We start from the raw sequence: 23,509 nt of genomic DNA on the forward strand, positions 1-23,509 counted from the left end.
GTTTTTGTTTTTTTATTTTGTGTGCTTTCCTTTTTTTTTTGCGGGGGCCGTGTCCGGCCCATCGGGGGGGCAACGCCCCCCCCCACAAAGACAGTGGAGGTCCTGTGGGAGCGGGCTTGCCCCGCGATAGGGACGCTACAGACAACCCATAACCCTCTGTGAAACACTGCCCTAACTTTCAACGCAATTCGCCACCAGACCAATGCCCGCCCTAGACCACCCCCTGATCGACCAATTCCTCGACGCCCTGTGGTTGGAAAAAGGCCTCTCCGACAACACTCGCGCTTCATATCGCAGCGACCTGGCCCTGTTCAACGGCTGGCTGCAAGAGCATGGCGTGGCTTTGCCCGACGCCGGTCGCGAGTTGATCCTCGACCACCTGGCCTGGCGCCTCGAGCAAGGCTACAAGCCTCGTTCCACGGCGCGTTTCCTGTCCGGCGTACGCGGCTTCTTCCGCTACCTGCTACGCGAACGCCTAGTGGCCGTCGACCCGACCTTGCAGGTAGACATGCCGCAACTGGGTAGGCCCTTGCCCAAATCGCTGTCGGAGGCCGACGTCGAGGCCCTGCTCAAGGCGCCGGAGCTGGGCGAGGCTATCGGCCAGCGCGACCGTGCCATGCTCGAAGTCCTCTACGCCTGCGGCCTGCGGGTGACCGAGCTGGTGAGCCTGACCCTCGACCAGGTCAACCTGCGCCAGGGGGTGTTGCGGGTGATGGGCAAGGGCAGCAAGGAGCGCCTGGTGCCGATGGGCGAAGAGGCGGTGGTGTGGATCGAGCGCTATTTGCGTGACGGTCGCGCCGAGCTGCTGCGCGCGCGCCCCAGCGACGTGCTGTTCCCCAGCCAGCGCGGCGAGCAGATGACCCGGCAGACCTTCTGGCACCGCATCAAGCACCACGCCCGTGTGGCCGGTATCGACAAGCCGCTGTCGCCCCATACCCTGCGCCATGCCTTCGCCACCCACCTGCTCAACCATGGCGCCGACCTGCGCGTGGTGCAGATGCTGCTGGGCCACAGTGACCTGTCCACCACGCAGATCTACACCCATGTGGCCAAGGCGCGCCTGCAACAGCTGCACGCCCAGCACCACCCGCGTGGATGAATGATTTTCATGTTCCGCCGGGCGGCACCTGAGGACTCATTCAGCACCAGCCTGATGTGGTAGGCTTGAGCGGTTTGCACCAAGGGCCGCCCGGTTGCCGCGATTTTCCCGCAGGCGACGCCCCCCGGCCCCGTCCGCCTTCAGGAGTACCCCATGCGCGTGACCCAGATTTTCGCCGCCGCCGCCCTGGCGCTGGCCAGTACCTTCGTCGTTGCAGCGACCACCGATGCCAGCGCCGGTGCCGAGCAGGCGATCCGCAAGACCTTGCAAACCCTCGAGCTGGACGTGCCGGTCGAAAGCGTCGCCAGCAGCCCGGTCGGTGGCCTGTACGAGGTCAAGTTGCAAGGTGGCCGCGTGCTCTACGCCAGCGCCGATGGGCAGTTCTTCATGCAGGGCTACCTGTACCAGATGCAGGATGGCAAGCCGGTCAACCTCACCGAGAAGACCGAGCGCCAAGGCGTTGCCAAGCTCATCAACGGCATTCCGGCTGCAGAGATGGTGGTCTATCCGGCCAAGGGCGAAACCAAGTCGCACATCACTGTATTCACCGACACCACCTGCCCGTATTGCCACAAGCTGCACGCTGAAATCCCCGAGCTCAACAAGCGCGGTATCGAAGTGCGCTACGTCGCTTTCCCGCGCCAGGGTCTGGGCTCGCCAGGCGACGAGCAATTGCAGGCCGTTTGGTGCTCCAGCGACCGCCGCGCGGCGATGGACAAGATGGTCGACGGCAAGGAAATCAAGGCGGCCAAGTGCGCCAACCCGGTCGGCAAGCAGTTCCAGCTGGGCCAGTCGATTGGTGTAAATGGCACGCCGGCAATCGTTCTTGAAAATGGCAAGGTGATTCCGGGCTACCAGCCGGCACCGCAGGTCGCCAAGTTGGCCTTGGCCGACGACAAGTAATTCAATAGATGCCGTCTTCATGGGGAGGCGGCAGTTTTCACGGCCTTCGCACGCGTCGGCCGTTCAATGGGGAGTTCACAGTGAAACCGGTCAAAGTAGGCATCTGTGGGTTGGGGACCGTCGGTGGCGGAACCTTCAATGTACTTCAGCGCAACGCCGAGGAGATCGCCCGCCGTGCCGGGCGTGGTATTGAAGTGGCACAGATTGCCATGCGCTCGCAGAACCCGAACTGCCAGATTACCGGTACCCCCATTACCGCTGATGTGTTCGAAGTTGCGACCAACCCTGAAATCGACATCGTCATCGAGCTGATCGGCGGCTATACCGTGGCACGCGACCTGGTGCTCAAGGCCATCGACAACGGCAAGCACGTGGTCACCGCGAACAAGGCGCTGATCGCCGTGCACGGCAACGAGATCTTCGCCAAGGCCCGCGAGAAAGGCGTTATCGTCGCCTTCGAAGCGGCAGTGGCTGGTGGCATCCCGGTGATCAAGGCCATTCGCGAAGGCCTGTCGGCCAACCGCATCAACTGGCTGGCCGGCATCATCAACGGCACCGGCAACTTCATCCTCACCGAAATGCGCGACAAGGGCCGCACCTTCCCCGATGTGCTGGCCGAGGCCCAGGCCCTGGGCTATGCCGAGGCCGACCCGACCTTCGACGTCGAAGGTATCGATGCCGCGCACAAGCTGACCATCCTGGCCTCCATCGCCTTCGGTATCCCGCTGCAGTTCGACAAGGCCTACACCGAAGGCATCACCCAGCTGACCACTGCCGACGTCAACTACGCCGAGGCCCTGGGCTATCGCATCAAGCACCTGGGCGTGGCGCGCCGGACCGCCGATGGCATCGAGCTGCGCGTTCACCCCACGCTGATCCCCAACGACCGCCTGATCGCCAACGTCAATGGCGTGATGAACGCAGTCATGGTCAACGGTGACGCCGCCGGTTCCACCCTGTACTACGGCGCCGGTGCCGGCATGGAGCCTACGGCTTCGTCGGTGGTCGCCGACCTGGTCGACGTGGTGCGCGCCATGACTTCCGACCCGGAGAACCGCGTGCCGCACTTGGCCTTCCAGCCAGACTCGCTGTCGGCCCACCCGATCCTGCCGATCGAGGCGTGCGAAAGTGCCTACTACCTGCGCATCCAGGCCAAGGATCACCCAGGCGTACTGGCCCAGGTTGCGAGCATTCTGTCGGAGCGTGGCATCAACATCGAGTCGATCATGCAGAAGGAAGCCGAGGAGCAGGACGGCCTGGTGCCAATGATCCTGCTGACCCATGGTGTGGTCGAGAAGCGTATCAACGACGCCATCGTCGCCCTCGAGTCGCTGCAGGATGTGGTCGGTAGGGTCGTGCGCATTCGCGTCGAACAGCTCAATTAATTCAGTGGCGGGCCGCCGTGGTGGCCCACCCCCAGAACCGAAGGTTTGCACCATGCGCTATATCAGTACCCGCGGCCAGGCTCCGGCCCTGAACTTCGAAGATGTCCTGCTGGCAGGCCTCGCCACCGACGGCGGCCTGTATGTACCGGAAAACCTGCCACGCTTCACCCAGGAAGAAATCGCCTCCTGGGCCGGCCTGCCTTATCACGAGCTGGCCTTCCGGGTGATGCGCCCGTTCGTCGAGGGCAGCATCGCCGATGCCGACTTCAAGAAGATCCTCGAGGAAACCTACGGCGAGTTCGCCCATGCCGCCGTTGCGCCGCTGCGCCAGCTGAACGGCAACGAGTGGGTCATGGAGCTGTTCCACGGCCCGACCCTGGCCTTCAAGGACTTCGCCCTGCAACTGCTCGGCCGCCTGCTCGACCACGTGCTGCTCAAGCGTGGCGAGCGCGTGGTGATCGTCGGTGCCACCAGCGGTGATACCGGCTCTGCGGCCATCGAAGGCTGCCGCCGTTGCGACAACGTCGATATCTTCATCCTGCACCCGCACCAGCGTGTGTCGCAAGTGCAGCGCCGCCAGATGACCACCATTCTGGGCGACAACATCCACAACATCGCCATCGAAGGCAACTTCGATGACTGCCAGGAAATGGTCAAGGCCAGCTTCGCCGACCAGTCGTTCCTCAAGGGCACTCGCTTGGTGGCGGTAAACTCGATCAACTGGGCGCGGATCATGGCCCAGATCGTCTACTACTTCCACGCAGCCTTGCAGCTGGGCGGCCCGGCCCGTTCGGTGGCGTTCTCGGTGCCGACCGGTAACTTCGGCGATATCTTCGCCGGCTACCTGGCACGCAACATGGGCCTGCCGATCAGCCAGCTGGTGGTCGCGACCAACCGCAACGACATCCTGCACCGCTTCATGAGCGGCAACCAGTACGTCAAGGATGCCCTGCACCCGACCCTGTCGCCGTCGATGGACATCATGGTGTCATCCAACTTCGAGCGCCTGTTGTTCGACCTGCACGGCCGCAACGGCGCCGCCATCGCCCAACTGATGGACAGCTTCAAGCAGGGGGGTGGTTTCAGTGTCGAGCAGGACCGCTGGACCGAGGCGCGCAAGCTGTTCGACTCGCTGGCGGTCAGCGACGAGCAGACCTGCGAGACCATCGCCGAAGTGTTCAAGGCCACCGGTGAAGTGCTCGACCCGCACACCGCCATTGGCGTGAAAGCGGCTCGCGAGTGCCGCCGCAGCCTGGATACACCGATGGTAGTGCTGTGCACTGCGCACCCGGTCAAGTTCCCGGAAGCGGTGGAGAAGGCCGGTGTCGCCAAGGCCCTGGAGCTGCCGGCGCACCTGGGCGACCTGTTCAGCCGTGAAGAGCGTTGCACGGTATTGGCCAACGACCTGAAGGCGGTACAGGCCTTCGTCAGCCAGCACGGCAACCGCGGCAAACCGCTGTAACTGCCTTGGTTGTCAGTCCGCCTTCACGTTGAGGGCGGACTGACAGACTCCTGGTAAGCCCTCCCGGAAGCTTCTCCAGCTTCTTTCAGTCTTTTCCTATATCCCTGTAATTGAGCTACTGCCTAGAGTAGCCGGCCACCCATCAGGGCAGTCGGCCATCAGGAGCGGCTCATGCATCGGTTAAACGTCCTCATCGTCCAGGCCAGCACCTCGCACCACATTCCCATGCACCAGGCATTCAATGCCCTAGGGGTGTTCAACGTGCGTATCGTCTCGGGCCTGGCGCAGGCCAAGGCTAGCCTGCTGGCAGAGCCTGTCGACCTGCTGGTGCTCGATCATGAAATGCCGACGCTATGCGCCATGGCATTGTTGAAATTCATCCAGGCCCAGTCGCTGACACGCGCCTTGCTGTTCGTAGGGGCGCCTGGCGGCGAAAGCCCGGACCTGTCGCGCGAGGCTCGTCGCCTGGGCGCCTGGGTGCTGGCGCAGCTGCCTTGGCCACTGCCTATCGCCGCGTTGCAGGCTGCACTCAAGTGCCTGGCGCGCCCTGGCGATACTCGGTCGGCGCAAGATATCCAAACTGTCATATCCCCCGCGCATGCTCGATGAACCGGGCGCGGCGAACTTTATGCGGCGCTCGAGGGTCAGTTCCAATACCTCCCCGCCAAGCGAGTACGCCGGATGGAAAGAATCTGCTCATTGCTCAACGATGCCCTGGCACCCTACCAGGTCAAGCTCGACGACACGGATGCCGACGGCAACCGCCTGCTGACACTGCTCGATCCCCAGGGCGCCGAAGTGCTCAAGCGTGCAGTGCGAGTACGACAGTTGCAGGAACAGCGCCTGCTGGTCGACCTGGTCGATGGCCTGCACCGTGACCTACAGATCGTCGAAGGGCGTTTGCAGCCCTGCGTGATCGCTGCCGCAGCACAACCTCGACAATTTCATGGAACCTTTGCCTGAACGACCCGTCAGACACAGTAAGGGCAGCGGTTCGGTGCTTTGCTCCGGTACCGAATGGCTGCCGCGGAAGTCCCCAAGGGCTTTCAGTTGACCCCGGATTGCGCTCCCCAGCGTCCGGGGTTTCTTTTTTATGGCGCCGGGGCAGTGGGTGCGGGCGGTTCTTCGAAGAACTGCTGGGTGTCCTTCAGGTAGTCCATGCGCAGCTCCGGGTCCAGCCACTTGGCGTAGAGTCCCGGCAGGAACTCCTGGCGCAGCTGCGGCAGTAGGCGGTCGATGCGGGCGATGGCTTCGCGGCCCAGTGGGCTGTCCGCGCAGGCGATATAAAACAACTGGTAGCGATTGGTGCCCTTGATCGGGTGGAACTGGTAGTCATCCAGTGTGCCGCCTTGTTGCTGGGCCAGGTAGCGCACTTCCGGCCAGTAGCCGAGCACCAGTTGCACACGCCCCAGTTGCTGCATCTGCAGCAGGTTACCGGTGGCGTCATTCCCGTAGTGGCGGCTCAGCGAGCGGTCGGGCAACTGCCGCAGTATGTCATCGACCTGCACGCTATAGCTGCGCTCGGCGACGATACCGAGCTTGAGTGAAGTGTCTTCCAGCAAGCGCTTGAGGTCGAGCTGCTGTCCGTCAAGGTAGGGGGCAAGCAGCGCCAGGTCGCGCTTGCGCACCACCACGCCGCTGCTCAGCACGCCCAGCGTCGGCTTGGAGTACTTTACGAAGCGCGCTCGCTCTGGGGTCCATAGCAAGGTGGGGTCGCAGGTGAACTGGCGCTCCTGAAGCATCTGCATGCCACGCGCGCGGTTGACCCGCACGATGCTGTGCTCGTACTCGGGCATTTGCTCGATCAACTGCGGCAGCAATTGGTCGATCACCCCTTGGCCTTTTTGCTCCCCCTCCTGGATGGTGAACGGCGGCAGGTCGCGCACCAGCCATTGCAGGCGCTCGCGAGCCTCGAGGGTTTGCGCCGCGAACAGCGGCACAAGGGTTAGCAGGGCCAGGCCCAGGGCGCGCACCGCCGAAGACCGGCTCAGACTGCACCCTGCTCGCGAAGGCGGGCGACGGCAGCCTCGTCGTAGCCGAGCTGGGACAGCAGCGAAGCGGTGTGCTCGCCCAGCGCCGGGCCAACCCACTCAGTGGAACCTGGCGTATCCGACAGTTTGGGCACGATGCCTGGCATACGGAACGGCTTGCCGTCCGGCAGGCGGGCCTGGAGGAACATTTCCCGGGCCAGGAACTGCGGGTCGTTGAACATATCCTCGGCAGAGTAGATGCGGCTGGCAGGCACCTGCGCGTCGTTGAGCACCTGCATCACCTGCTCCAGTGGCAGGCCGTTGGCCCAGCGGTCGATCACGCCATACAGCTCATCACGGCGCAGGTCGCGGCCATCGTTGGTGGCCAGCGCCGGGTCGTTGGCCAGGTCGTTGCGGCCAATAGCCTGCATGAAGCGCTTGAAGATGGCATCACCGTTGGCGCCGATCTGCACGTGCTTGCCATCGGCACTGGTATGGATGGAGGAGGGGGTGATGCCAGGCATGATATTGCCGCTGCGCTCGCGAATGAACCCGAATACGTCGAACTCCGGCACCATGCTTTCCATCATGGCGAAGATCGCCTCATACAGCGCCACGTCCACCACCTGCCCCTGGCCGCCATTGACCTCGCGATGACGCAGGGCCATCAGCGCGCCGATCACGCCCCCCAGGGCGGCTATCGTGTCACCGTTGGTGATGCGGGTGCGCACCGGCGGGCGGTCTTCGAAACCCGTGATGTAGCGCAGCCCGCCCATGGATTCGCCGACCGCGCCGAAACCCGGCTGGTCCTTCATCGGCCCCGTCTGGCCAAAACCCGACAGGCGCACCATCACCAGGCGCGGGTTGAGCGCGTGCAGCACGTCCCAGCCCAGCCCGAGCTTTTCCAGCACGCCGGGGCGGAAGTTCTCGATCAGGATGTCGGCCTCGGCCAACAAACGCTTGAGAATTTCCAGGCCCTCGGGGTGCTTGAGGTTGAGTGTCAGCGATTGCTTGTTGCGCGCCTGGACGAACCACCACAGCGATGTGCCCTCGTACAGCTTGCGCCATTTGCGCAATGGGTCGCCGCCATCGGGGGACTCGACCTTGACCACCTCGGCACCGAACTCGGCGCAGATGCGCGAGGCGAAGGGGCCGGCGATGAGGGTGCCGAGTTCGATGACTTTCAGACCGGCGAGAGGTTTGCTGGGGAGGGTCATGGATTATCCGTGGCAGCGGGTGACAGACGTGGTTTTATCACAGCTGATGGGTGGCAGGTACTGTCGCGGGCTGTCGTCGACAGGTCGCCAGGCCCAGGATCGGTTAGACTGTGCGACTTTTCTTTGAAGAAGCCCGTCTGCCATGGCCCAGCCGTCCACCACCTACAAATTCGAACTGAACCTGACCGACCTCGACCGCGGCGTGTACGAAAGCGTCAGGCAGACCATCGCACGTCACCCGTCGGAAACCGAGGAGCGCATGGCTGTGCGCCTTTTGGCCTACGCCCTTTGGTACAACGAAAACCTGGCGTTTGGCCGCGGTCTGTCGGATGTTGACGAAGCCGCTTTGTGGGAAAAGAGCCTGGATGACCGCATCCTGCACTGGATCGAAGTCGGCCAGCCGGACGCCGAGCGCCTGACCTGGTGCTCGCGCCGCACCGAGCGCACCAGCCTGCTGGCCTACGGCAGCCTGCGGGTGTGGCAGAACAAGGTGGTGGACGCAGTCAAGGGCCTGAAGAACCTGAACATCGCTGCCGTGCCCCAGGAGGTGCTGGAAGTGCTGGCCACCGACATGCCGCGCACCATCAAATGGGACGTGATGATCAGCGAAGGCACGGTGTTCGTCACCGACGACCGTGGTCAGCACGAAGTGCAGCTGGAGTGGCTGCTCGGCGAGCGGGGCTGATCGGCCCACATGCGTATCGAACCTCGCCCCCTGCCGTCGACCCTGCCGTTCCTTGGCAACCTGCCGCCCCTGTTGACGCGCCTTTACGCCGCCCGTGGCGTGCAGAGCGAAGCCGAACTGGACAAAAGCCTGGCACGGCTGCTGCCGTACCAGCAGCTCAAGGGCATCGAGGCGGCAGTAGACCTGCTGGTCGAAGCCCTCGACCAACGCCTGCGCATTCTCATCGTCGGCGACTTCGACGCCGATGGCGCCACCGCCAGCACCGTGGGCCTGCTGGGCCTGCGCCTGCTGGGCGCGGCCCACGTCGACTACCTGGTGCCCAACCGCTTCGAGTATGGCTATGGCCTGACCCCGGAAATCGTCGAGGTGGCCTTGCAGCGTCAGCCGCAGCTGCTGGTGACCGTGGATAACGGCATTTCCAGCGTCGAGGGCGTAGCGGCCGCCAAGGCCGCCGGGCTCAAGGTGCTGGTCACCGACCACCATTTGCCTGGCCCGCAGTTGCCGGACGCCGATGCCATCGTCAACCCGAACCAGCCGGGTTGCGACTTCCCCAGCAAGTCGCTGGCCGGCGTGGGGGTGATCTTCTACGTGCTGATGGCCCTGCGCGCGCGCCTGCGCAGCCTTGGCCGCTACGAGGATCAGCCGCAGCCGAACATCGGCGAACTGCTCGACCTGGTGGCGCTGGGTAGCGTGGCCGACGTGGTGCCGCTGGATGCCAACAACCGCATCCTCGTGCACCAGGGGCTTGAGCGCATTCGCGCAGGCCGCGCACGGCCGGGGCTCAAGGCGATCCTCGAGGTCGCCCGGCGTGACCATCGGCGCATCACCTCCACCGACCTGGGCTTCATCCTGGGCCCGCGGCTCAATGCGGCCGGTCGCCTGGACGACATGAGCCTGGGTATCGAATGCCTGCTGTGCGAAGACCCGGCGCTGGCCCAGGACATGGCCGAGCAGCTCGATGGCTTGAACCAGGACCGCAAGTCCATCGAGCAGGGCATGCAGCGCGAGGCATTGGCCCAGCTCAAGGACCTGCCGGTGGAGTCGATGCCCTATGGCCTGTGCCTGTTCGAGGCGGACTGGCACCAGGGTGTGATCGGCATTCTCGCCTCGCGCCTGAAAGAGCGTTACCACCGCCCCACCATCGCCTTTGCCGATGCCGGCGAGGGCATGCTCAAAGGCTCGGCGCGTTCGGTACCGGGCTTTCATATTCGCGATGCGCTGGATGCCGTCGCGGCGCGCCACCCGCAGTTGATCAGCAAGTTCGGCGGGCACGCCATGGCCGCCGGCCTGTCATTGCCTGCGCAGCACTTCCCGGCGTTCGCCGAAGCTTTCGACGATGAAGTGCGTCGTCAATTGCGTGAGGACGACCTGACCGGGCGTCTGTTGTCCGATGGCACCCTGGCGGTAGAGGAGTTCCACCTTGACCTGGCACGGGCCTTGCGCCACGCCGGGCCGTGGGGTCAGCACTTCCCCGAGCCGCTGTTCCATGGTGTGTTCCAGTTGGTCGAGCAGCGGGTGGTGGGCGAGCGGCACCTGAAGGTGGTGCTCAAGAGCGAATGCGGGTCGGTCAGGCTCGATGGCATTGCGTTCGGCGTGGACCGCGAGGTGTGGCCGAACCCGACGGTGCGTTGGGTCGAGCTGGCCTACAAGCTGGATGTGAACGAGTTCCGCGGCAATGAAAGCGTGCAGCTGATGATCGCCCACATGGAGCCGCGCTGACGGGCGGTACGACCCGTGCCAGCGCCGCAAGGACGGTGCTTCCAACGATTCCGGCAGCCCGGGGGAACCTTTTTCCCGGGCAATCTGGTCTAGTCTCATGAGACCGGTACCGGGCCAGGGGCGCGCATGAGTGCCCGGGCCGGATGACCATTGGAGTCCCTGGGAGGTCCCGCCATGAGCCTGCTGCTTGAACCCTATACCCTGCGTCAGCTGACCCTGCCCAACCGCATCGCCGTTTCCCCCATGTGCCAGTATTCCAGCGTCGATGGCCTGGCCAACGACTGGCACCTGGTGCACCTGGGCAGCCGCGCGGTTGGCGGTGCGGGGCTGATCATCACCGAAGCCACTGCGGTTACCCCGGATGGCCGCATCACCGCCGAAGACCTCGGCCTGTGGAACGATGCGCAGATCGCGCCATTGCAACGCATCACCCGTTTCATTACTGCCCAGGGCGCGGTGCCCGGCATCCAGCTGGCCCACGCCGGGCGCAAGGCCAGCACCTACCGCCCGTGGCTGGGCAAGCATGGCAGCGTGAAGGTCGAGGAGGGCGGCTGGCAGCCGGTCGGGCCTTCGAAGATCGCCTTCGACCCTGAACACTGCGTGCCGAGCGAGCTGAGCGAGCAGGATATCGCCGGTATCGTCCAGGCTTTCGCCGATGCGGCGGGTCGAGCGCTGAAGGCAGGTTTCAAGGTGGTCGAGGTGCATGCCGCTCATGGCTACCTGCTGCACCAGTTCCTGTCGCCACTGAGCAACCAGCGCCGCGACCGCTATGGCAGCGGCTTCGACAACCGCATTCGCCTGACCCTGGAAGTTACCCAGGCGGTGCGTGAGGTGTGGCCGGACGAACTGCCGCTGATCGTGCGGGTGTCGGCCACCGACTGGGTCGAGGACGGTTGGAACCCCGACGAGACCGTCGAACTGGCAAGACGCCTGAAAGACCTGGGCGTGGACCTGATCGACGTGTCGTCTGGCGGCACCTCGATGCACGCGGAAATTCCCACCGGCCCCGGCTACCAGACCCGCTTCGCCGAGCGCGTGCGCAAGGAGTCGGGCATGGCTACCGGCACCGTGGGCATGATCACCGAGCCGGCCCAGGCCGAGCACATTCTGCGCACCGGCCAGGCCGACCTCATCTTCCTCGCCCGCGAGCTGCTGCGCGACCCCTACTGGCCGCTGCACGCCGACGACGACCTAGGTGGCAACAAGGCCACCTGGCCGGCCCAGTATCAAAGGGCGACCAGTCGCGCCAATCCGATTCGTGAGTCGGATTTGCGTGATTGAGCTTAGTCAGCCTGAGCCGCCGTCTCAGATGGCTCAGGCTGACTGCGCTCAGAGCGAAGTGGCTTGGCTGAGTACGTCGCTTACCCACTGATTGATGCTTTTGTGTGCCAGTTCAGCCTTGGCCGCTACGTTGGCATGCAGACCGGGTTCGAGGCGTAAGCTGAGCTTGCCCGAATAGGCCTTCTGAGGGGGGCGCCCCAGGCGCTCGCATGTTTCCAGGTAATCATCCACGGCTTCTTCGAAGGCCCCGCGCAACTCGCGGATTGACTCCCCATGAAATCCGATGACATCTCGTATGCCGGCAACATGGCCGATCAGCAGTTGGTCTTCGTCGCTGTATTCGATACGGGCGGCGTAGCCTCGGTGGGTCATGACATTCATGGTTTTACTCCGGCCAGTTCGAGGAATTGGCGAGCGTCGCGCAATTGGTAAGGCTTGGCATGTCGGTCTGGGTGAGGGCGATGAAATGTTGCCACTGTCCCGTTGAGTTCGAAGCGAACCCGCGACCCTCTTCCTTCCACCACTTTGCAGCCAACCGCTATCAGCAGTGACTCCAGGCGAGCCCACTCCAAGGTCTTGGGCAATGGCTTTTTGAAAAGCACAAGCAAGGTAGATCGTTGATAAGTATTCATGGTATCAAAATATGATACCGGGTGCGCCATCAACAATGGCCTAGCCGTAGGATCAGTCGCTTTGGATTGCGGGACGCTTCCAATAATCAAGAGGGCAATGAAGCAACATCCCGAAGCAAATGCATTAAGCGAGAATTCAGCCAGCGGGCCTAATCTGGATCTTTGTTTCCCCTTTCGGAGGTATCCCAGATGAACACCCGTGGTCTACTCGATCAGTTGCTCCGCTCCGGCCAGGAAATGCTGCAAAAGCAGCAGGGTAAGGGCGGCTCGGGCAAGGCGTCAGGCCTTGGCGACCTGCTGGGCGGTGGCAAGGGTGGGGGCTCCGGCCTTGGTGGCCTGCTGTCGGGCGCCGGTGGCGGTGCGCTGGCGGCGGGGGCGATGGGGCTGTTGCTGGGCAACAAGAGCGCCCGCAAGTATGGCGGCAAGGTGCTGACCTACGGCGGCCTGGCGGCACTTGGTGTGCTGGCTTACAAGGCCTACGGCAACTGGCAGGCGCGCCAGGGCGTAAGTGGCGCGCAGGAGCCGCAGACCCTCGACCGCCTGCCCCCGGCCCAGGCCGAGCAGCACAGCCAGGCGGTGCTGCGAGCCCTGGTGGCGGCGGCCAAGTCCGATGGCCATATCGATGAGCGTGAGCGCGAGCTGATCGAAGGCGAGTTCGTGCGTCTGGACAACGACCGTGAGCTGCAAGGCTGGTTGCATGCCGAGCTGAACAAGCCGCTGGACCCGGCCGAAGTCGCCCGCGCCGCGCAAACCCCGGAAATGGCTGCCGAGATGTACCTGGCCAGCGTGATGATGGTCGACCAGGAGAACTTCATGGAGCGCGCCTATCTCGATGAGTTGTCCCGCCAGCTACGCCTGGACCCTGCGCTGCGCCAGGAACTGGAAAACCAGGTTCGACTCGCTGCCCAGGCCTGACCCTGTATCCCTTTCACCTGATGGAGCGGTCACTGGCTGCTCCATCCTCTATCGATGCCCAAATTCCCCGCAATTCAGCCACGAACCTGTAGGGCACGTACGCTATACTTCGGCGATTTTTCCTACTTGTAGTGAATTTCCGAGGGCTGATTGTGAAGAACTGGACGTTGCGCCAACGGATCCTGGCAAGTTTCGCCGTGATCATCGCCATCATGCTGTTGATGATCGTCGCCGCCTACTCACGCCTGGTGTCGATCGAGGCGAGCGAGGAGGCAGTGGGGAACGACAGCATCCCAGGGGTCTACTACAGCTCGATGATCCGCAGCGCCTGGGTCGACAGCTACGTCGCCAGTCAGCAATTGGTCGGCCTCTCCGACCGCCGCGAGTTCACCAGCGCCGATGCCGAGCTGTTCAAGAGCTTCAATGACCGGCTCAAGGAGCAGATGGGCAACTACCAGGGAACCATCAGGGACCCGCAGGACCAGGCCGCGTTCGATGCCTTCGTACGCATGGAAGCGGACTACCTCAAGCTGGTCGAGCAGGTGCTCGATACCTACCGCGCCAAGAACTATACCGAGGCCGAACGGCTCATCAATGAGGTGCTCAACCCCGCCTGGATGGCCGGTCGCAAGCACCTCAACACACTGATCGACCGCAACACCGAAGCGGCCAACGCCGCTTCGCGCGACATCGTCGCTGCAGTGGCCACGGCCAAGGGCAGCATGGTCGTCTCGTTGCTGCTGGCGATTATCGCTGCCGGTGTGTGCGGTCTGTTGCTGATGCGTGCGATCACCGCGCCCGTGCAACGTATCGTCAATGCACTGAACAAGCTGCGTTCGGGTGACCTCAGCGCACGCCTGAGCCTGGACCGCAAGGACGAGTTCGGCGCCATCGAGAGCGGCTTCAACGAAATGGGCGAAGCCCTGGCCAACCTGGTGGCCCAGGCCCAGCGCTCGTCGGTGCAGGTGACTACCTCGGTCACCGAGATCGCCGCCACCTCCAAGCAGCAGCAGGCGACCGCCACCGAAACGGCCGCCACCACCACGGAAATCGGCGCCACCTCGCGGGAGATCGCTGCGACCTCCCGCGACCTGGTGCGCACCATGACCGAAGTGACCAGCGCCGCCGACCAGGCCTCGAGCCTGGCCGGCTCCGGTCAGCAGGGCCTGGCGCGCATGGAGGAAACCATGCACCAGGTGATGGGCGCCGCCGACCTGGTCAACGCCAAGCTGGGCATCCTCAACGAGAAGGCCGGCAACATCAACCAGGTGGTGGTAACCATCGTCAAGGTCGCCGACCAGACCAACCTGCTCTCGCTCAACGCCGCCATCGAGGCGGAAAAGGCCGGTGAATATGGCCGCGGCTTTGCCGTGGTGGCCACCGAGGTGCGCCGCCTGGCCGACCAGACCGCCGTGGCCACCTACGACATCGAGCAGATGGTGCGCGAGATCCAGTCGGCGGTGTCGGCCGGGGTCATGGGCATGGACAAGTTCTCCGAGGAAGTGCGTCGCGGCATGTTCGAGGTGCAGGAAGTGGGCGAGCAGCTCAGCCAGATCATCCACCAGGTGCAGGCCTTGGCGCCGCGGGTGCTGATGGTCAACGAGGGCATGCAGGCCCAGGCCACCGGTGCCGAACAGATCAACCAGGCGCTGGCCCAGCTCAGCGATGCCAGTACCCAGACGGTCGAGTCGCTGCGCCAGGCGAGTTTCGCCATCGACGAACTCAGCCAGGTGGCCGCCGGCCTGCGCGGCGGTGTGTCGCGGTTCAAAGTCTGACGCCGATGAACGACCTGCAACCGCGTGGGCAGCGCCAGGGCGAGGCGCAAGGCGTGCTCTACCTGCTGTTTCACATCGGCGGGCAGCGCTTTGCGCTGGATGTGCGCGAGGTGATCGAGGTGCTGCCATTGCGCGTGCTCAAGCCCATCGCCCAGGCGCCCGCCTGGGTCGCTGGCGTGCTCGGCCATCGTGGTGCGCTGGTGCCGGTGATCGACGTGTCGGCGCTGAGCTTCGGCACCAGCGCCGCGCAACGCACCAGCACCCGGCTGGTGCTGGTGCACTATCACGGTGACCCGCAGCGACCCGGCCTGCAACTAGGCCTGATCCTCGAGCAGGCGACCAATACCCTGCGCTGCGAGCCCGAGGCGTTTCAGCCTTATGGCCTGGACAATGCCGAGGCCCGCTACCTGGGCCCGGTACGCCAGGACGCACTCGGGCTGGTGCAGCGTATCCAGGTCGATGACCTGTTGAGCGACGCTGTGCGCAGCCTGCTGTTCCCTGAACAACCTGGGCAGGTGCCAGCATGAGCGAGCAGCGGTTCTACCGTTTTTTGCAGGAGCGCATCGGCCTGGATGTCGACTCGGTCGGCGCGCCGATGATCGAGCGCGCCCTGCGTCAGCGCTGCACGGCGCTGGGCGCCGAGGACCTGGACGACTACTGGCTGCGCCTGCAGCAATCCCACGATGAGCAGCAGGCGCTGATCGAGGCGGTGGTGGTCCCCGAGACCTGGTTCTTCCGCTATCCAGAGTCGTTCACCGCCTTGGTGGGCCTGGCTCACAAGCGCCTCGCCGAGCTGGCTGGCACCCGCCCGCTGCGTATCCTCAGCCTGCCGTGCTCGACCGGCGAGGAGCCCTATTCGATCGCCATGGCCCTGCTCGACAGTGGCATGGCGCCTGGCGCGTTCCGCGTCGACGGCATGGATATCAGCCCCAACTCCGTAGGCCGTGGCGAGCAGGCGCTGTATGGGCGCAACTCGTTCCGTGGCAGCGACCTGGCGTTCCGCGAACGGCACTTCGCCGCCGAAGGCGACAACCAGCGACTGGATACGCGTGTGCGCAAGCAGGTGCATCTGCAGGTCGGCAACGTGCTCGACCCGGCCCTGCGCAGCCAGGATGGCTGGTACGACTTCGTGTTCTGCCGCAACCTGCTGATCTATTTCGATGTGCCCACCCAGCAGCGGGTGTTCGAGGTGCTCAAGCACCTGACCCACGCCAACGGCGTCCTGTTCATCGGCCCTGCCGAAGGCAGCCTGCTGGCGCGCCTGGGCATGCGCCCATTGGGTATCGCCCAGTCGTTCGCCTATGTGCGCCAGGACCCTCAGGCCAGCGCACCGGCCATTCAACCTGCGCCGGCGCCGCGCAGTACCCCGCAGGCTGCGCCGGCGCCCCGGCCAGTACCGGTTGTATCTCCACCCGCGCCGCGCCAAGCGATGGCGCGGCCTGTCCTCGTCAGCCCGCAAGCACAGCGTGAGGGCGCCGATGCCCTGCTCGCGAGCATCGCCGAACAGGCCAATGCCGGCGCCAGCGACCAGGCGCGGGCCAGTTGCGAGCGCTACCTGCGCCAGTTCGAGCCCAAGGCGCAGGTCTACTACTGGCTGGGTCTGCTCAGCGACACGGCAGGCGATGCCCAGGCGGCGCTCAGTCACTATCGCAAGGCGTTGTATCTGGAGCCCCAGCACAGTGAAACCCTGGTGCACCTGGCGGCGCTGCTGGCGTCCCAGGGCGACGAGGCGGGCGCTAGGCGTTTGCAGGCGCGGGCGGCGCGGGTGGGCAGGGAGTCTGAACGATGAGTGGCGCGAACTCGATGCAGTTGATTGCCCAGCACGACGACACGTTCGACGATTGTTGGAACCGTATCGGCGTCCATGGCAACAAAGCCTGCCCGTTGCTCGAGCAGCACATTCATTGTCGCAACTGCGAGGTCTACGCCGCAGCCGCCACGCGCCTGCTCGATCGCTACGCCCTGGTGCAGGACGAGCAGGTCGAGCCAGCCGCGCCGGAGCAGGACGTCAGCGGGCGCTCAATGCTGCTGTTCCGCCTTGGCGAGGAGTGGTTGGCCCTGGCCACCGCCTGCCTGGCCGAGATCGCCCCGTTGCAGGCCGTGCATTCGCTGCCGCACCAGCGCTCGCGGGTGCTGCAAGGTGTGGCCAATGTCCGTGGTGCCCTGGTGCCGTGCCTGTCCCTCGTCGACTTACTGGGCATGGGCGGCGAACCTGTCCAGGAGCGTACTGGGCGGGTGATGCCGCGCATGCTGATTCTGGCGGCCGAAGGCGGGCCGGTGGTGATCCCGGTGGATGAGGTGGACGGTATCCACCGGCTGGACCCGGCGCGCCTTGAGAACGTTAGCGAAGCCGCCCCGTTTACCCTGGCTGCACTGCAATGGCGAGGCCGTAGCGTGCGTGTGCTCGACCCCGAAACGCTACTGTCTGCCGTGAAGCGGAGCCTGTCATGACCCCAGAGCAAATGCGCGACGCATCGTTGCTCGAACTGTTCAGCCTGGAAGCCGAAGCGCAGACCCAGGTACTGAGCGCAGGCCTGCTGGCGCTGGAGCGTGACCCGACCCAGGCCGGCCAGCTGGAAGCCTGCATGCGTGCGGCGCACTCGCTCAAAGGGGCCGCGCGAATCGTCGGTATCGATGCCGGGGTCAGTGTCGCCCATGTCATGGAAGACTGCCTGGTGGCTGCCCAGGAACGCCGCCTGTTGCTGCGCCCGGAGCACATCGACGCCTTGCTGCAGGGCACTGACCTGCTGATGCGCATTGCCACGCCCGGCGACCCGGCGGGGGAGGCGGCAGTGCCCGCCTTCCTGGTGCAGATGGCCGCCTTGCTCGACCCTTCCGCGCCGCCCATGCCGACCACCCCGGTGGCCGCGCCCGTGGTGCCGACAATGCCCGAGCAAGCCCCGCCCATGCCGGTTGCAAGCGAAGTGGAGGCCGAGGCCGAACCTGCGCCGCCGCGCAAGAGCGGCAAGCGCGGTGGCGAAGGTGGCGAGCGGGTGCTGCGGGTCACGGCCGACCGGCTGAACAGCCTGCTCGACCTGTCGAGCAAGTCGCTGGTCGAGACCCAGCGGCTCAAGCCCTACCTGGCGACCTTGCAGCGCCTCAAGCGGATGCACGGCCAGGGCATGCGTGCGCTCGACGGACTCAAGACCCAGCTCGAAGGCAGCGGCCAGAGCGCCGAGGTACTGGACGCCCTGGCCCAGACTCAGCGGTTGCTGGCCGAAACCCAGCAAATTCTCCAGCAGCAGGCCGCCGACCTCGATGAATTCGGCTGGCAGGCCAGCCAGCGCGCGCAATTGCTCTACGACACCGCGCTGGCTTGCCGCATGCGCCCGTTCGCCGACGTACTCACCGGGCAGAGCCGCATGGTGCGTGACCTGGGGCGTTCCTTGGGCAAGCAGGTCAGCCTACTGATCGAAGGCGAAAAGACCCAGGTCGACCGCGACGTGCTGGAAAAGCTCGAAGCGCCTTTGACCCACCTGCTGCGCAATGCCGTCGACCATGGCATCGAGTTGCCCGAGCGGCGCCTGCTGGCAGGCAAGCCCAGCGATGGCACGCTGCGCCTGCGCGCCTCGCACCAGGCCGGGTTACTGGTGCTGGAACTGTCCGATGACGGCGCCGGCATCGACCTGGAGCGCCTGCGCCGCAGCATCGTCGAGCGCGCACTGTCGCCGGCCGAGACCGTGGCGCAGATGAGCGAGGCGGAACTGCTGACCTTCCTGTTCCTGCCGGGCTTCAGCCTGCGCCAGCAGGTCACCGAGGTGTCCGGGCGCGGTGTTGGCCTGGATGCAGTGCAGCACATGGTCCGCGAGCTGCGCGGGTCGATCGAGCTGACCCAGGTGGCGGGCCAGGGCTGTCGCTTCCACCTGGAAGTGCCCTTGACCCTGTCGGTGGTGCGCAGCCTGGTGGTGGAAGTCGGCGGCGAGGCCTACGCGTTCCCGCTGGCGCATATCGAACGCACGCTCGAGGTGCCGGCCGAGGCCATCGTGCAGCTCGAAGGGCGCCAGCACTTCTGGCACGAGGGTCGGCATATCGGCCTGGTCGCCGCCAGCCAGTTGCTCAACCGGCCCGCCGGGCAAGGCGATGAAAGCAGCCTGCGGGTGGTGGTGATCCGCGAGCGCGAGCAACTCTATGGCGTGGCGGTGGAGCGGTTGATCGGCGAGCGGGTGCTGGTGGTGATGCCGCTCGATCCGCGCCTGGGCAAGGTCCAGGATATTTCCTCCGGCGCCTTGCTCGACAACGGCTCGGTGGTGTTGATCATCGATGTCGAAGACCTGCTGCGCTCGGTGGACAAGCTGCTCAGCACCGGCCGCCTGGAGCGCATCGACCGCGGTGTCAGGGTGGGCCAGGGGGTTGCCCGCAAGCGCGTGCTAGTGGTCGACGATTCGCTCACCGTACGCGAGCTGCAACGCAAGTTGCTCGGCAACCGCGGCTATGACGTGGCGGTGGCGGTCGATGGCATGGACGGCTGGAATGCCCTACGCAGCGAAGACTTCGACCTGCTGATCACCGATATCGACATGCCGCGCATGGACGGTATCGAGCTGGTCACCCTGGTGCGCCGCGACCACCGCTTGCAGTCGTTGCCGGTGATGGTGGTGTCCTACAAGGACCGTGAAGAAGATCGTCGTCGTGGACTGGATGCCGGCGCCGACTATTATTTGGCCAAGGCCAGCTTCCATGACGATGCGTTGCTGGAGGCCGTGGTGGAGTTGATCGGGGGGGCACAAGGATGAAGATTGCCATCGTCAACGATATGCCCATGGCCGTCGAGGCCTTGCGCCGTGCGCTGGCATTCGAGCCTGCGCACGAAGTGATCTGGGTAGCCAGCAATGGCGCCGAAGCCGTGCGCCAGTGCGCCGAGCAGACCCCGGACCTGATCCTGATGGACCTGATCATGCCGGTGATGGATGGTGTGGAGGCGACCAAGCGGATCATGGCCGAGACGCCCTGCGCCATCGTCATCGTCACGGTAGACCGCAAGCAGAATGTGCACCGGGTGTTCGAGGCCATGGGCCACGGCGCCCTGGATGTGGTGGACACCCCGGCCCTGGGCGCAGGGGATGCCCGCGAGGCCGCTGCGCCGCTGCTGCGCAAGATCCTCAACATCGGCTGGCTGATCGGCCAGCAGCGCGCCAGCGCACCGCGGGCGGTTGCCGCGCCGCTGCGCGAAGACGTCCAGCGCCGCGGCCTGGTGGCGATCGGCTCTTCGGCCGGCGGGCCCGCGGCACTGGAAGTGCTGCTCAAAGGGCTGCCCCGGCAGTTCCCGGCGGCCATCGTGCTGGTGCAACATGTCGACCAGGTATTCGCCGCCGGCATGGCCGAGTGGCTCAGCGGTGTTTCCGGCTTGCCGGTGCGCCTGGCCCGCGAAGGCGAGCCGCCGCAGCCGGGGCAGGTACTGCTGGCGGGCACCAATCATCATATTCGCTTGCTGCAAGGCGGCCAGCTGGCCTATACCGCCGAACCGGTCAACGAAATCTACCGACCCTCGATCGATGTGTTCTTCGAGAGCGTGGCGCGCTTCTGGGGTGGCGATGCGGTGGGCGTGCTGCTCACCGGCATGGGGCGCGACGGTGCCCAGGGCCTCAAGCAGATGCGTCAACGCGGTTTCCTGACCATCGCCCAGGACCAGCAGAGCAGCGCCGTCTACGGCATGCCCAAGGCGGCCGCGGCGATCGATGCGGCCACCGAGATCCGTCCGCTGGACAGGATTGCCGGGAGACTTGTGGAGATATTTTCGAAATGACGTTATGTATTGAGTCATGCCGCCGTGCCGGCAGTGACCGGGTGAACAGCAATGAGTGAGTTACCGAGCGAAGGTATAACGACCATCAACGAGGGTGCGGCGATGGTCTTGCTGGTCGACGACCAGGCGATGATCGGCGAGGCGGTGCGCCGTGGGCTGGCCCACGAGGAAAACATCGACTTCCATTTCTGCGCCGACCCGCACCAGGCGGTGGCCCAGGCCATGCGCATCAAGCCCACGGTGATCCTCCAGGACCTCATCATGCCGGGGCTCGATGGCTTGACCCTGGTGCGTGAGTACCGCAACAACCCGGCCACCCAGGACATTCCGATCATCGTCCTGTCGACCAAGGAAGACCCGCTGGTCAAGAGCGCCGCCTTTGCCGCCGGGGCCAACGACTACCTGGTCAAGCTGCCGGACACCATCGAGCTGGTGGCGCGTATCCGCTATCACTCGCGTTCCTACCTGACCTTGCTGCAACGCGACGAGGCCTACCGCGCCTTGCGCGTCAGCCAGCAACAGCTGCTGGACACCAACCTGATGCTGCAGCGGCTGATGAACTCCGACGGCCTTACCGGGTTGTCCAACCGCCGCCACTTCGACGAGTACCTGGAGCTGGAATGGCGCCGGGCCATGCGCGAGCAGCAGCAGTTGTCGCTGCTGATGATCGACGTCGACTACTTCAAGGCCTACAACGACGGTTTCGGCCACTTGGCCGGGGACGAGGCCCTGCGCCAGGTGGCCGAGGCCATCCGCGGTTCGTGCTCGCGCCCCAGCGACCTGCCGGCGCGCTACGGTGGCGAGGAGTTCGCCCTGGTGCTACCGAACACCTCGCCCGGCGGCGCCCGGCTGATCGCCGAGAAGCTGCGCCAGTCGGTGCTGGCGCTGAACATCCCGCACACTGCACCGCAGGCCGATTCGCGCCTGACCGTGAGCATTGGCCTGGCGACCCAGACACCGGCCATCGGCAGCCAATGCCGCCAGTTGATCTCGGCTGCGGACAAGGGGCTGTACCAGGCCAAGCACAGCGGGCGCAACCAGGTCGGGGTGGCCTGAGGGGCCCAGGCACCTTGTCGCCCTTTTCGCGGGTAAACCCGCTCCAACAGGTAGTGAGCTGCTCTCAAGGGCAGCGGTAATCCTGTGGGGCGGGTTTACCCGCGAAAAGAACAACACAGATTGACGGCTACAACCCCCGCTCGACGGCCCTGCCGCCGAGCGCGAGACTGCGCTATACTCGCGGGCTTTTCACCGAATTCGCACGAGAGCTGCCCGCCCATGGAAATCCAACCGATCCTGAACACCATCAAGGACCTCACCGAGCGTTCCCAGTCCATTCGGGGGTATCTTTGACTACGATCAAAAAGCTGACCGCCTGATCGAAGTCAATCGCGAGCTGGAAGACCCGGCCGTGTGGAACAAACCCGAGTACGCCCAGGGCCTGGGCCGCGAGCGCGCCATGCTGGCGCAGGTCGTCGAGACCCTGGACAAGATGTCCGGTGGCCTGGCCGACTGCCAGGACCTGCTCGACATGGCCGTCGAGGAAAACGACGAAGCCGCCGTAGACGACGTGGTGACCGAGCTGCAGGGCCTCGAAGCGAGCCTGGCAGAGCTCGAGTTCCGTCGCATGTTCAGCGGCGAGATGGACATGAACAACGCCTACCTGGACATCCAGGCAGGCTCCGGCGGCACCGAAGCGCAAGACTGGGCCAACATCCTGCTGCGCATGTACCTGCGCTGGGCCGACAAGCGCGGTTTCGACGCCACCATCATCGAGCTGTCCGAAGGTGAGGTCGCCGGCATCAAGGGCGCCACTGTGCACATCAAGGGTGAGTACGCCTTTGGCTGGCTGCGTACCGAAATCGGCGTGCATCGCCTGGTGCGCAAGAGCCCGTTCGACTCCGGTGCCCGTCGCCACACCTCGTTCTCGGCGGTGTTCGTGTCGCCCGAGATCGACGACAAGGTCGAGATCGACATCAACCCGTCGGACCTGCGCATCGACACCTACCGCTCCTCCGGCGCGGGCGGTCAGCACGTCAACACCACCGACTCGGCGGTGCGTATCACCCACGTGCCGACCAACACCGTGGTGGCGTGCCAGAACGAACGCTCCCAGCACGCCAACAAGGACACCGCCATGAAAATGCTGCGGGCCAAGTTGTACGAGCTGGAAATGCAGAAGCGCAATGCCGCGTCCCAGGCGCTGGAAGACAGCAAGTCGGACATCGGCTGGGGCCACCAGATCCGCTCCTACGTGCTCGACGACTCGCGCATCAAGGACCTGCGTACCGGCGTCGAGCGCAGCGACTGCCAGAAGGTCCTGGACGGCGACCTCGACCAGTACCTGGAAGCGAGCCTCAAGCAGGGGCTGTAACCCGCACTCCACCGCCGCGATACCCGGCCGCCAGCCGGTATCGCGTGCCCTGCCCGACAGGGGCAACGAACACCTGATGGAAACACTGACGACATGAGCGACCTCAACACCCAACCGCAAGACCTGCAACAGGAAGAAAACGCCCTGATCGCCCTGCGCAAGGAAAAACTTGCCGCAGAACGCGCCAAGGGCAACGCCTTCCCCAACGACTTCCGTCGCGACAGCTACTGCAACGACCTGCAGAAACAGTACGCGGACAAGACCAAGGTCGACGTGGATGTGGACCCATGGGTCTACATGGTCGGAATCGGCTACAAGTTCTAAGGGTTTCAGCCCACGGCTACAAAAAAAC

General features: G+C 64.9%; 23 protein-coding genes. 19 read left to right on the plus strand and 4 right to left on the minus strand.

From position 1 onward, the window contains the following. Positions 1–202: 202 nt before the first annotated feature. From xerD to ACQKPE_RS21050, 6 genes are all read left to right on the plus strand, one after another. Positions 203–1,099 (plus strand): site-specific tyrosine recombinase XerD, encoded by an 897-nt coding sequence (gene xerD, locus ACQKPE_RS21025; RefSeq protein ID WP_427668582.1) that lies wholly within the window; start codon positions 203–205, stop codon positions 1,097–1,099. Between the two features lie 153 nt (positions 1,100–1,252). Beyond that, a complete protein-coding gene (locus ACQKPE_RS21030; protein WP_427668584.1) occupies positions 1,253–2,002 on the plus strand; it encodes a DsbC family protein in 750 nt (249 codons plus the stop codon). An 80-nt stretch (positions 2,003–2,082) separates the two neighbouring features. Beyond that, entirely contained in the window at positions 2,083–3,387 is a 1,305-nt protein-coding gene (locus tag ACQKPE_RS21035; RefSeq protein ID WP_427668586.1) for a homoserine dehydrogenase, read from the plus strand. Between the two features lie 52 nt (positions 3,388–3,439). Continuing rightward, a complete protein-coding gene (gene thrC, locus ACQKPE_RS21040; protein ID WP_427668588.1) occupies positions 3,440–4,849 on the plus strand; it encodes a threonine synthase in 1,410 nt (469 codons plus the stop codon). Positions 4,850–5,020: 171 nt separating this feature from the next. Further along, positions 5,021–5,458, plus strand: coding sequence for a histidine kinase (locus tag ACQKPE_RS21045; protein WP_427668590.1), 438 nt, complete (start codon positions 5,021–5,023; stop codon positions 5,456–5,458). A 72-nt stretch (positions 5,459–5,530) separates the two neighbouring features. Next, the gene (locus tag ACQKPE_RS21050) at positions 5,531–5,812 is read left to right on the plus strand and encodes a DUF3509 domain-containing protein (protein ID WP_427668591.1); all 282 of its coding nucleotides are present in this window, start codon (positions 5,531–5,533) and stop codon (positions 5,810–5,812) included. Between the two features lie 128 nt (positions 5,813–5,940). Here the strand turns inward: ACQKPE_RS21050 and ACQKPE_RS21055 are convergent, their stop codons facing one another. After that, entirely contained in the window at positions 5,941–6,822 is an 882-nt protein-coding gene (locus ACQKPE_RS21055; protein ID WP_427668593.1) for a TIGR02285 family protein, read from the minus strand. Between the two features lie 14 nt (positions 6,823–6,836). Then, positions 6,837–8,036, minus strand: coding sequence for a CaiB/BaiF CoA transferase family protein (locus ACQKPE_RS21060; RefSeq protein WP_427668594.1), 1,200 nt, complete (start codon positions 8,034–8,036; stop codon positions 6,837–6,839). Between the two features lie 142 nt (positions 8,037–8,178). Here ACQKPE_RS21060 and ACQKPE_RS21065 point away from each other — a divergent pair, with 142 nt between their 5' ends. The 3 genes from ACQKPE_RS21065 to ACQKPE_RS21075 all read left to right on the plus strand — a co-directional run bounded on the left by ACQKPE_RS21065 (position 8,179) and on the right by ACQKPE_RS21075 (position 11,721). Further along, positions 8,179–8,721 (plus strand): YaeQ family protein, encoded by a 543-nt coding sequence (locus tag ACQKPE_RS21065; RefSeq protein ID WP_427668596.1) that lies wholly within the window; start codon positions 8,179–8,181, stop codon positions 8,719–8,721. A 9-nt stretch (positions 8,722–8,730) separates the two neighbouring features. Beyond that, positions 8,731–10,440, plus strand: coding sequence for a single-stranded-DNA-specific exonuclease RecJ (recJ, locus tag ACQKPE_RS21070; RefSeq protein WP_427668597.1), 1,710 nt, complete (start codon positions 8,731–8,733; stop codon positions 10,438–10,440). A 174-nt stretch (positions 10,441–10,614) separates the two neighbouring features. Next, entirely contained in the window at positions 10,615–11,721 is a 1,107-nt protein-coding gene (locus tag ACQKPE_RS21075; RefSeq protein WP_427668598.1) for an NADH:flavin oxidoreductase/NADH oxidase, read from the plus strand. A gap of 48 nt (positions 11,722–11,769) precedes the next feature. Here ACQKPE_RS21075 and ACQKPE_RS21080 read toward each other — a convergent pair whose 3' ends face one another. Together ACQKPE_RS21080 and ACQKPE_RS21085 are read right to left on the minus strand one after the other, a co-directional pair. Further along, positions 11,770–12,102, minus strand: coding sequence for a type II toxin-antitoxin system HicB family antitoxin (locus ACQKPE_RS21080; RefSeq protein ID WP_427668600.1), 333 nt, complete (start codon positions 12,100–12,102; stop codon positions 11,770–11,772). Next, positions 12,099–12,353 carry a type II toxin-antitoxin system HicA family toxin gene (locus tag ACQKPE_RS21085; RefSeq protein WP_427668619.1) on the minus strand — a complete coding sequence of 85 codons (255 nt, stop codon included), beginning with the start codon at positions 12,351–12,353 and terminating at the stop codon, positions 12,099–12,101. The genes ACQKPE_RS21080 and ACQKPE_RS21085 overlap by 4 nt, the downstream gene beginning before the upstream one ends. Before the next feature lie 189 nt (positions 12,354–12,542). On the opposite strand from ACQKPE_RS21085, the gene ACQKPE_RS21090 reads away from it, so the two are divergent. From ACQKPE_RS21090 to ACQKPE_RS21135, 10 genes are all read left to right on the plus strand, one after another. Then, positions 12,543–13,268 carry a tellurite resistance TerB family protein gene (locus ACQKPE_RS21090; protein WP_427668602.1) on the plus strand — a complete coding sequence of 242 codons (726 nt, stop codon included), beginning with the start codon at positions 12,543–12,545 and terminating at the stop codon, positions 13,266–13,268. Between the two features lie 152 nt (positions 13,269–13,420). Continuing rightward, positions 13,421–15,043 carry a methyl-accepting chemotaxis protein gene (locus tag ACQKPE_RS21095; protein ID WP_427668603.1) on the plus strand — a complete coding sequence of 541 codons (1,623 nt, stop codon included), beginning with the start codon at positions 13,421–13,423 and terminating at the stop codon, positions 15,041–15,043. A gap of 5 nt (positions 15,044–15,048) precedes the next feature. Continuing rightward, a complete protein-coding gene (locus tag ACQKPE_RS21100; RefSeq protein ID WP_427668605.1) occupies positions 15,049–15,570 on the plus strand; it encodes a chemotaxis protein CheW in 522 nt (173 codons plus the stop codon). Beyond that, a complete protein-coding gene (locus ACQKPE_RS21105; RefSeq protein ID WP_427668607.1) occupies positions 15,567–16,832 on the plus strand; it encodes a CheR family methyltransferase in 1,266 nt (421 codons plus the stop codon). Before ACQKPE_RS21100 ends, ACQKPE_RS21105 begins: the two co-directional genes overlap by 4 nt. Beyond that, positions 16,829–17,494, plus strand: a complete 666-nt coding sequence (locus ACQKPE_RS21110; RefSeq protein WP_427668609.1) for a chemotaxis protein CheW — start codon at positions 16,829–16,831, stop codon at positions 17,492–17,494. The genes ACQKPE_RS21105 and ACQKPE_RS21110 overlap by 4 nt, the downstream gene beginning before the upstream one ends. After that, positions 17,491–19,776, plus strand: coding sequence for a hybrid sensor histidine kinase/response regulator (locus tag ACQKPE_RS21115; RefSeq protein WP_427668610.1), 2,286 nt, complete (start codon positions 17,491–17,493; stop codon positions 19,774–19,776). The genes ACQKPE_RS21110 and ACQKPE_RS21115 overlap by 4 nt, the downstream gene beginning before the upstream one ends. Continuing rightward, on the plus strand, positions 19,773–20,786 hold the full coding sequence (locus tag ACQKPE_RS21120; RefSeq protein WP_427668612.1) for a chemotaxis response regulator protein-glutamate methylesterase: 1,014 nt from the start codon (positions 19,773–19,775) through the stop codon (positions 20,784–20,786). Before ACQKPE_RS21115 ends, ACQKPE_RS21120 begins: the two co-directional genes overlap by 4 nt. Positions 20,787–20,837: 51 nt before the next feature. Continuing rightward, entirely contained in the window at positions 20,838–21,842 is a 1,005-nt protein-coding gene (locus ACQKPE_RS21125) for a diguanylate cyclase (protein WP_427668614.1), read from the plus strand. Between the two features lie 219 nt (positions 21,843–22,061). Further along, positions 22,062–23,157, plus strand: a protein-coding gene (gene prfB, locus ACQKPE_RS21130; protein WP_427668615.1) for a peptide chain release factor 2 whose coding sequence is annotated in 2 segments (ribosomal slippage) — positions 22,062–22,133 and positions 22,135–23,157 — 1,095 coding nt in all. Because the reading frame shifts where the segments join, the coding sequence is not laid out codon by codon here. 93 nt (positions 23,158–23,250) lie between these two features. Next, complete coding sequence (locus ACQKPE_RS21135) at positions 23,251–23,481, plus strand: OmpW family outer membrane protein (RefSeq protein ID WP_427668617.1); 231 nt, start codon at positions 23,251–23,253, stop codon at positions 23,479–23,481. Positions 23,482–23,509 lie beyond the last annotated feature (28 nt).

It is taken from the genome of Pseudomonas sp. NPDC089554, assembly GCF_050280645.1.
Lineage (GTDB): Bacteria > Pseudomonadota > Gammaproteobacteria > Pseudomonadales > Pseudomonadaceae > Aquipseudomonas.

Bases quoted from the DNA above. Each gene is read 5' to 3' on its own strand.
- xerD (WP_427668582.1), top strand. From the start codon at position 203: ATGCCCGCCCTAGACCACCCCCTGATCGACCAATTCCTCGACGCCCTG.
- ACQKPE_RS21030 (WP_427668584.1), top strand. From the start codon at position 1,253: ATGCGCGTGACCCAGATTTTCGCCGCCGCCGCCCTGGCGCTGGCCAGT.
- thrC (WP_427668588.1), top strand. From the start codon at position 3,440: ATGCGCTATATCAGTACCCGCGGCCAGGCTCCGGCCCTGAACTTCGAA.
- ACQKPE_RS21045 (WP_427668590.1), top strand. From the start codon at position 5,021: ATGCATCGGTTAAACGTCCTCATCGTCCAGGCCAGCACCTCGCACCAC.
- ACQKPE_RS21050 (WP_427668591.1), top strand. From the start codon at position 5,531: ATGGAAAGAATCTGCTCATTGCTCAACGATGCCCTGGCACCCTACCAG.
- ACQKPE_RS21060 (WP_427668594.1), bottom strand. From the start codon at position 8,036: ATGACCCTCCCCAGCAAACCTCTCGCCGGTCTGAAAGTCATCGAACTC.
- ACQKPE_RS21065 (WP_427668596.1), top strand. From the start codon at position 8,179: ATGGCCCAGCCGTCCACCACCTACAAATTCGAACTGAACCTGACCGAC.
- recJ (WP_427668597.1), top strand. From the start codon at position 8,731: ATGCGTATCGAACCTCGCCCCCTGCCGTCGACCCTGCCGTTCCTTGGC.
- ACQKPE_RS21075 (WP_427668598.1), top strand. From the start codon at position 10,615: ATGAGCCTGCTGCTTGAACCCTATACCCTGCGTCAGCTGACCCTGCCC.
- ACQKPE_RS21080 (WP_427668600.1), bottom strand. From the start codon at position 12,102: ATGAATGTCATGACCCACCGAGGCTACGCCGCCCGTATCGAATACAGC.
- ACQKPE_RS21085 (WP_427668619.1), bottom strand. From the start codon at position 12,353: ATGAATACTTATCAACGATCTACCTTGCTTGTGCTTTTCAAAAAGCCA.
- ACQKPE_RS21090 (WP_427668602.1), top strand. From the start codon at position 12,543: ATGAACACCCGTGGTCTACTCGATCAGTTGCTCCGCTCCGGCCAGGAA.
- ACQKPE_RS21100 (WP_427668605.1), top strand. From the start codon at position 15,049: ATGAACGACCTGCAACCGCGTGGGCAGCGCCAGGGCGAGGCGCAAGGC.
- ACQKPE_RS21105 (WP_427668607.1), top strand. From the start codon at position 15,567: ATGAGCGAGCAGCGGTTCTACCGTTTTTTGCAGGAGCGCATCGGCCTG.
- ACQKPE_RS21110 (WP_427668609.1), top strand. From the start codon at position 16,829: ATGAGTGGCGCGAACTCGATGCAGTTGATTGCCCAGCACGACGACACG.
- ACQKPE_RS21115 (WP_427668610.1), top strand. From the start codon at position 17,491: ATGACCCCAGAGCAAATGCGCGACGCATCGTTGCTCGAACTGTTCAGC.
- ACQKPE_RS21120 (WP_427668612.1), top strand. From the start codon at position 19,773: ATGAAGATTGCCATCGTCAACGATATGCCCATGGCCGTCGAGGCCTTG.
- ACQKPE_RS21125 (WP_427668614.1), top strand. From the start codon at position 20,838: ATGAGTGAGTTACCGAGCGAAGGTATAACGACCATCAACGAGGGTGCG.
- ACQKPE_RS21135 (WP_427668617.1), top strand. From the start codon at position 23,251: ATGAGCGACCTCAACACCCAACCGCAAGACCTGCAACAGGAAGAAAAC.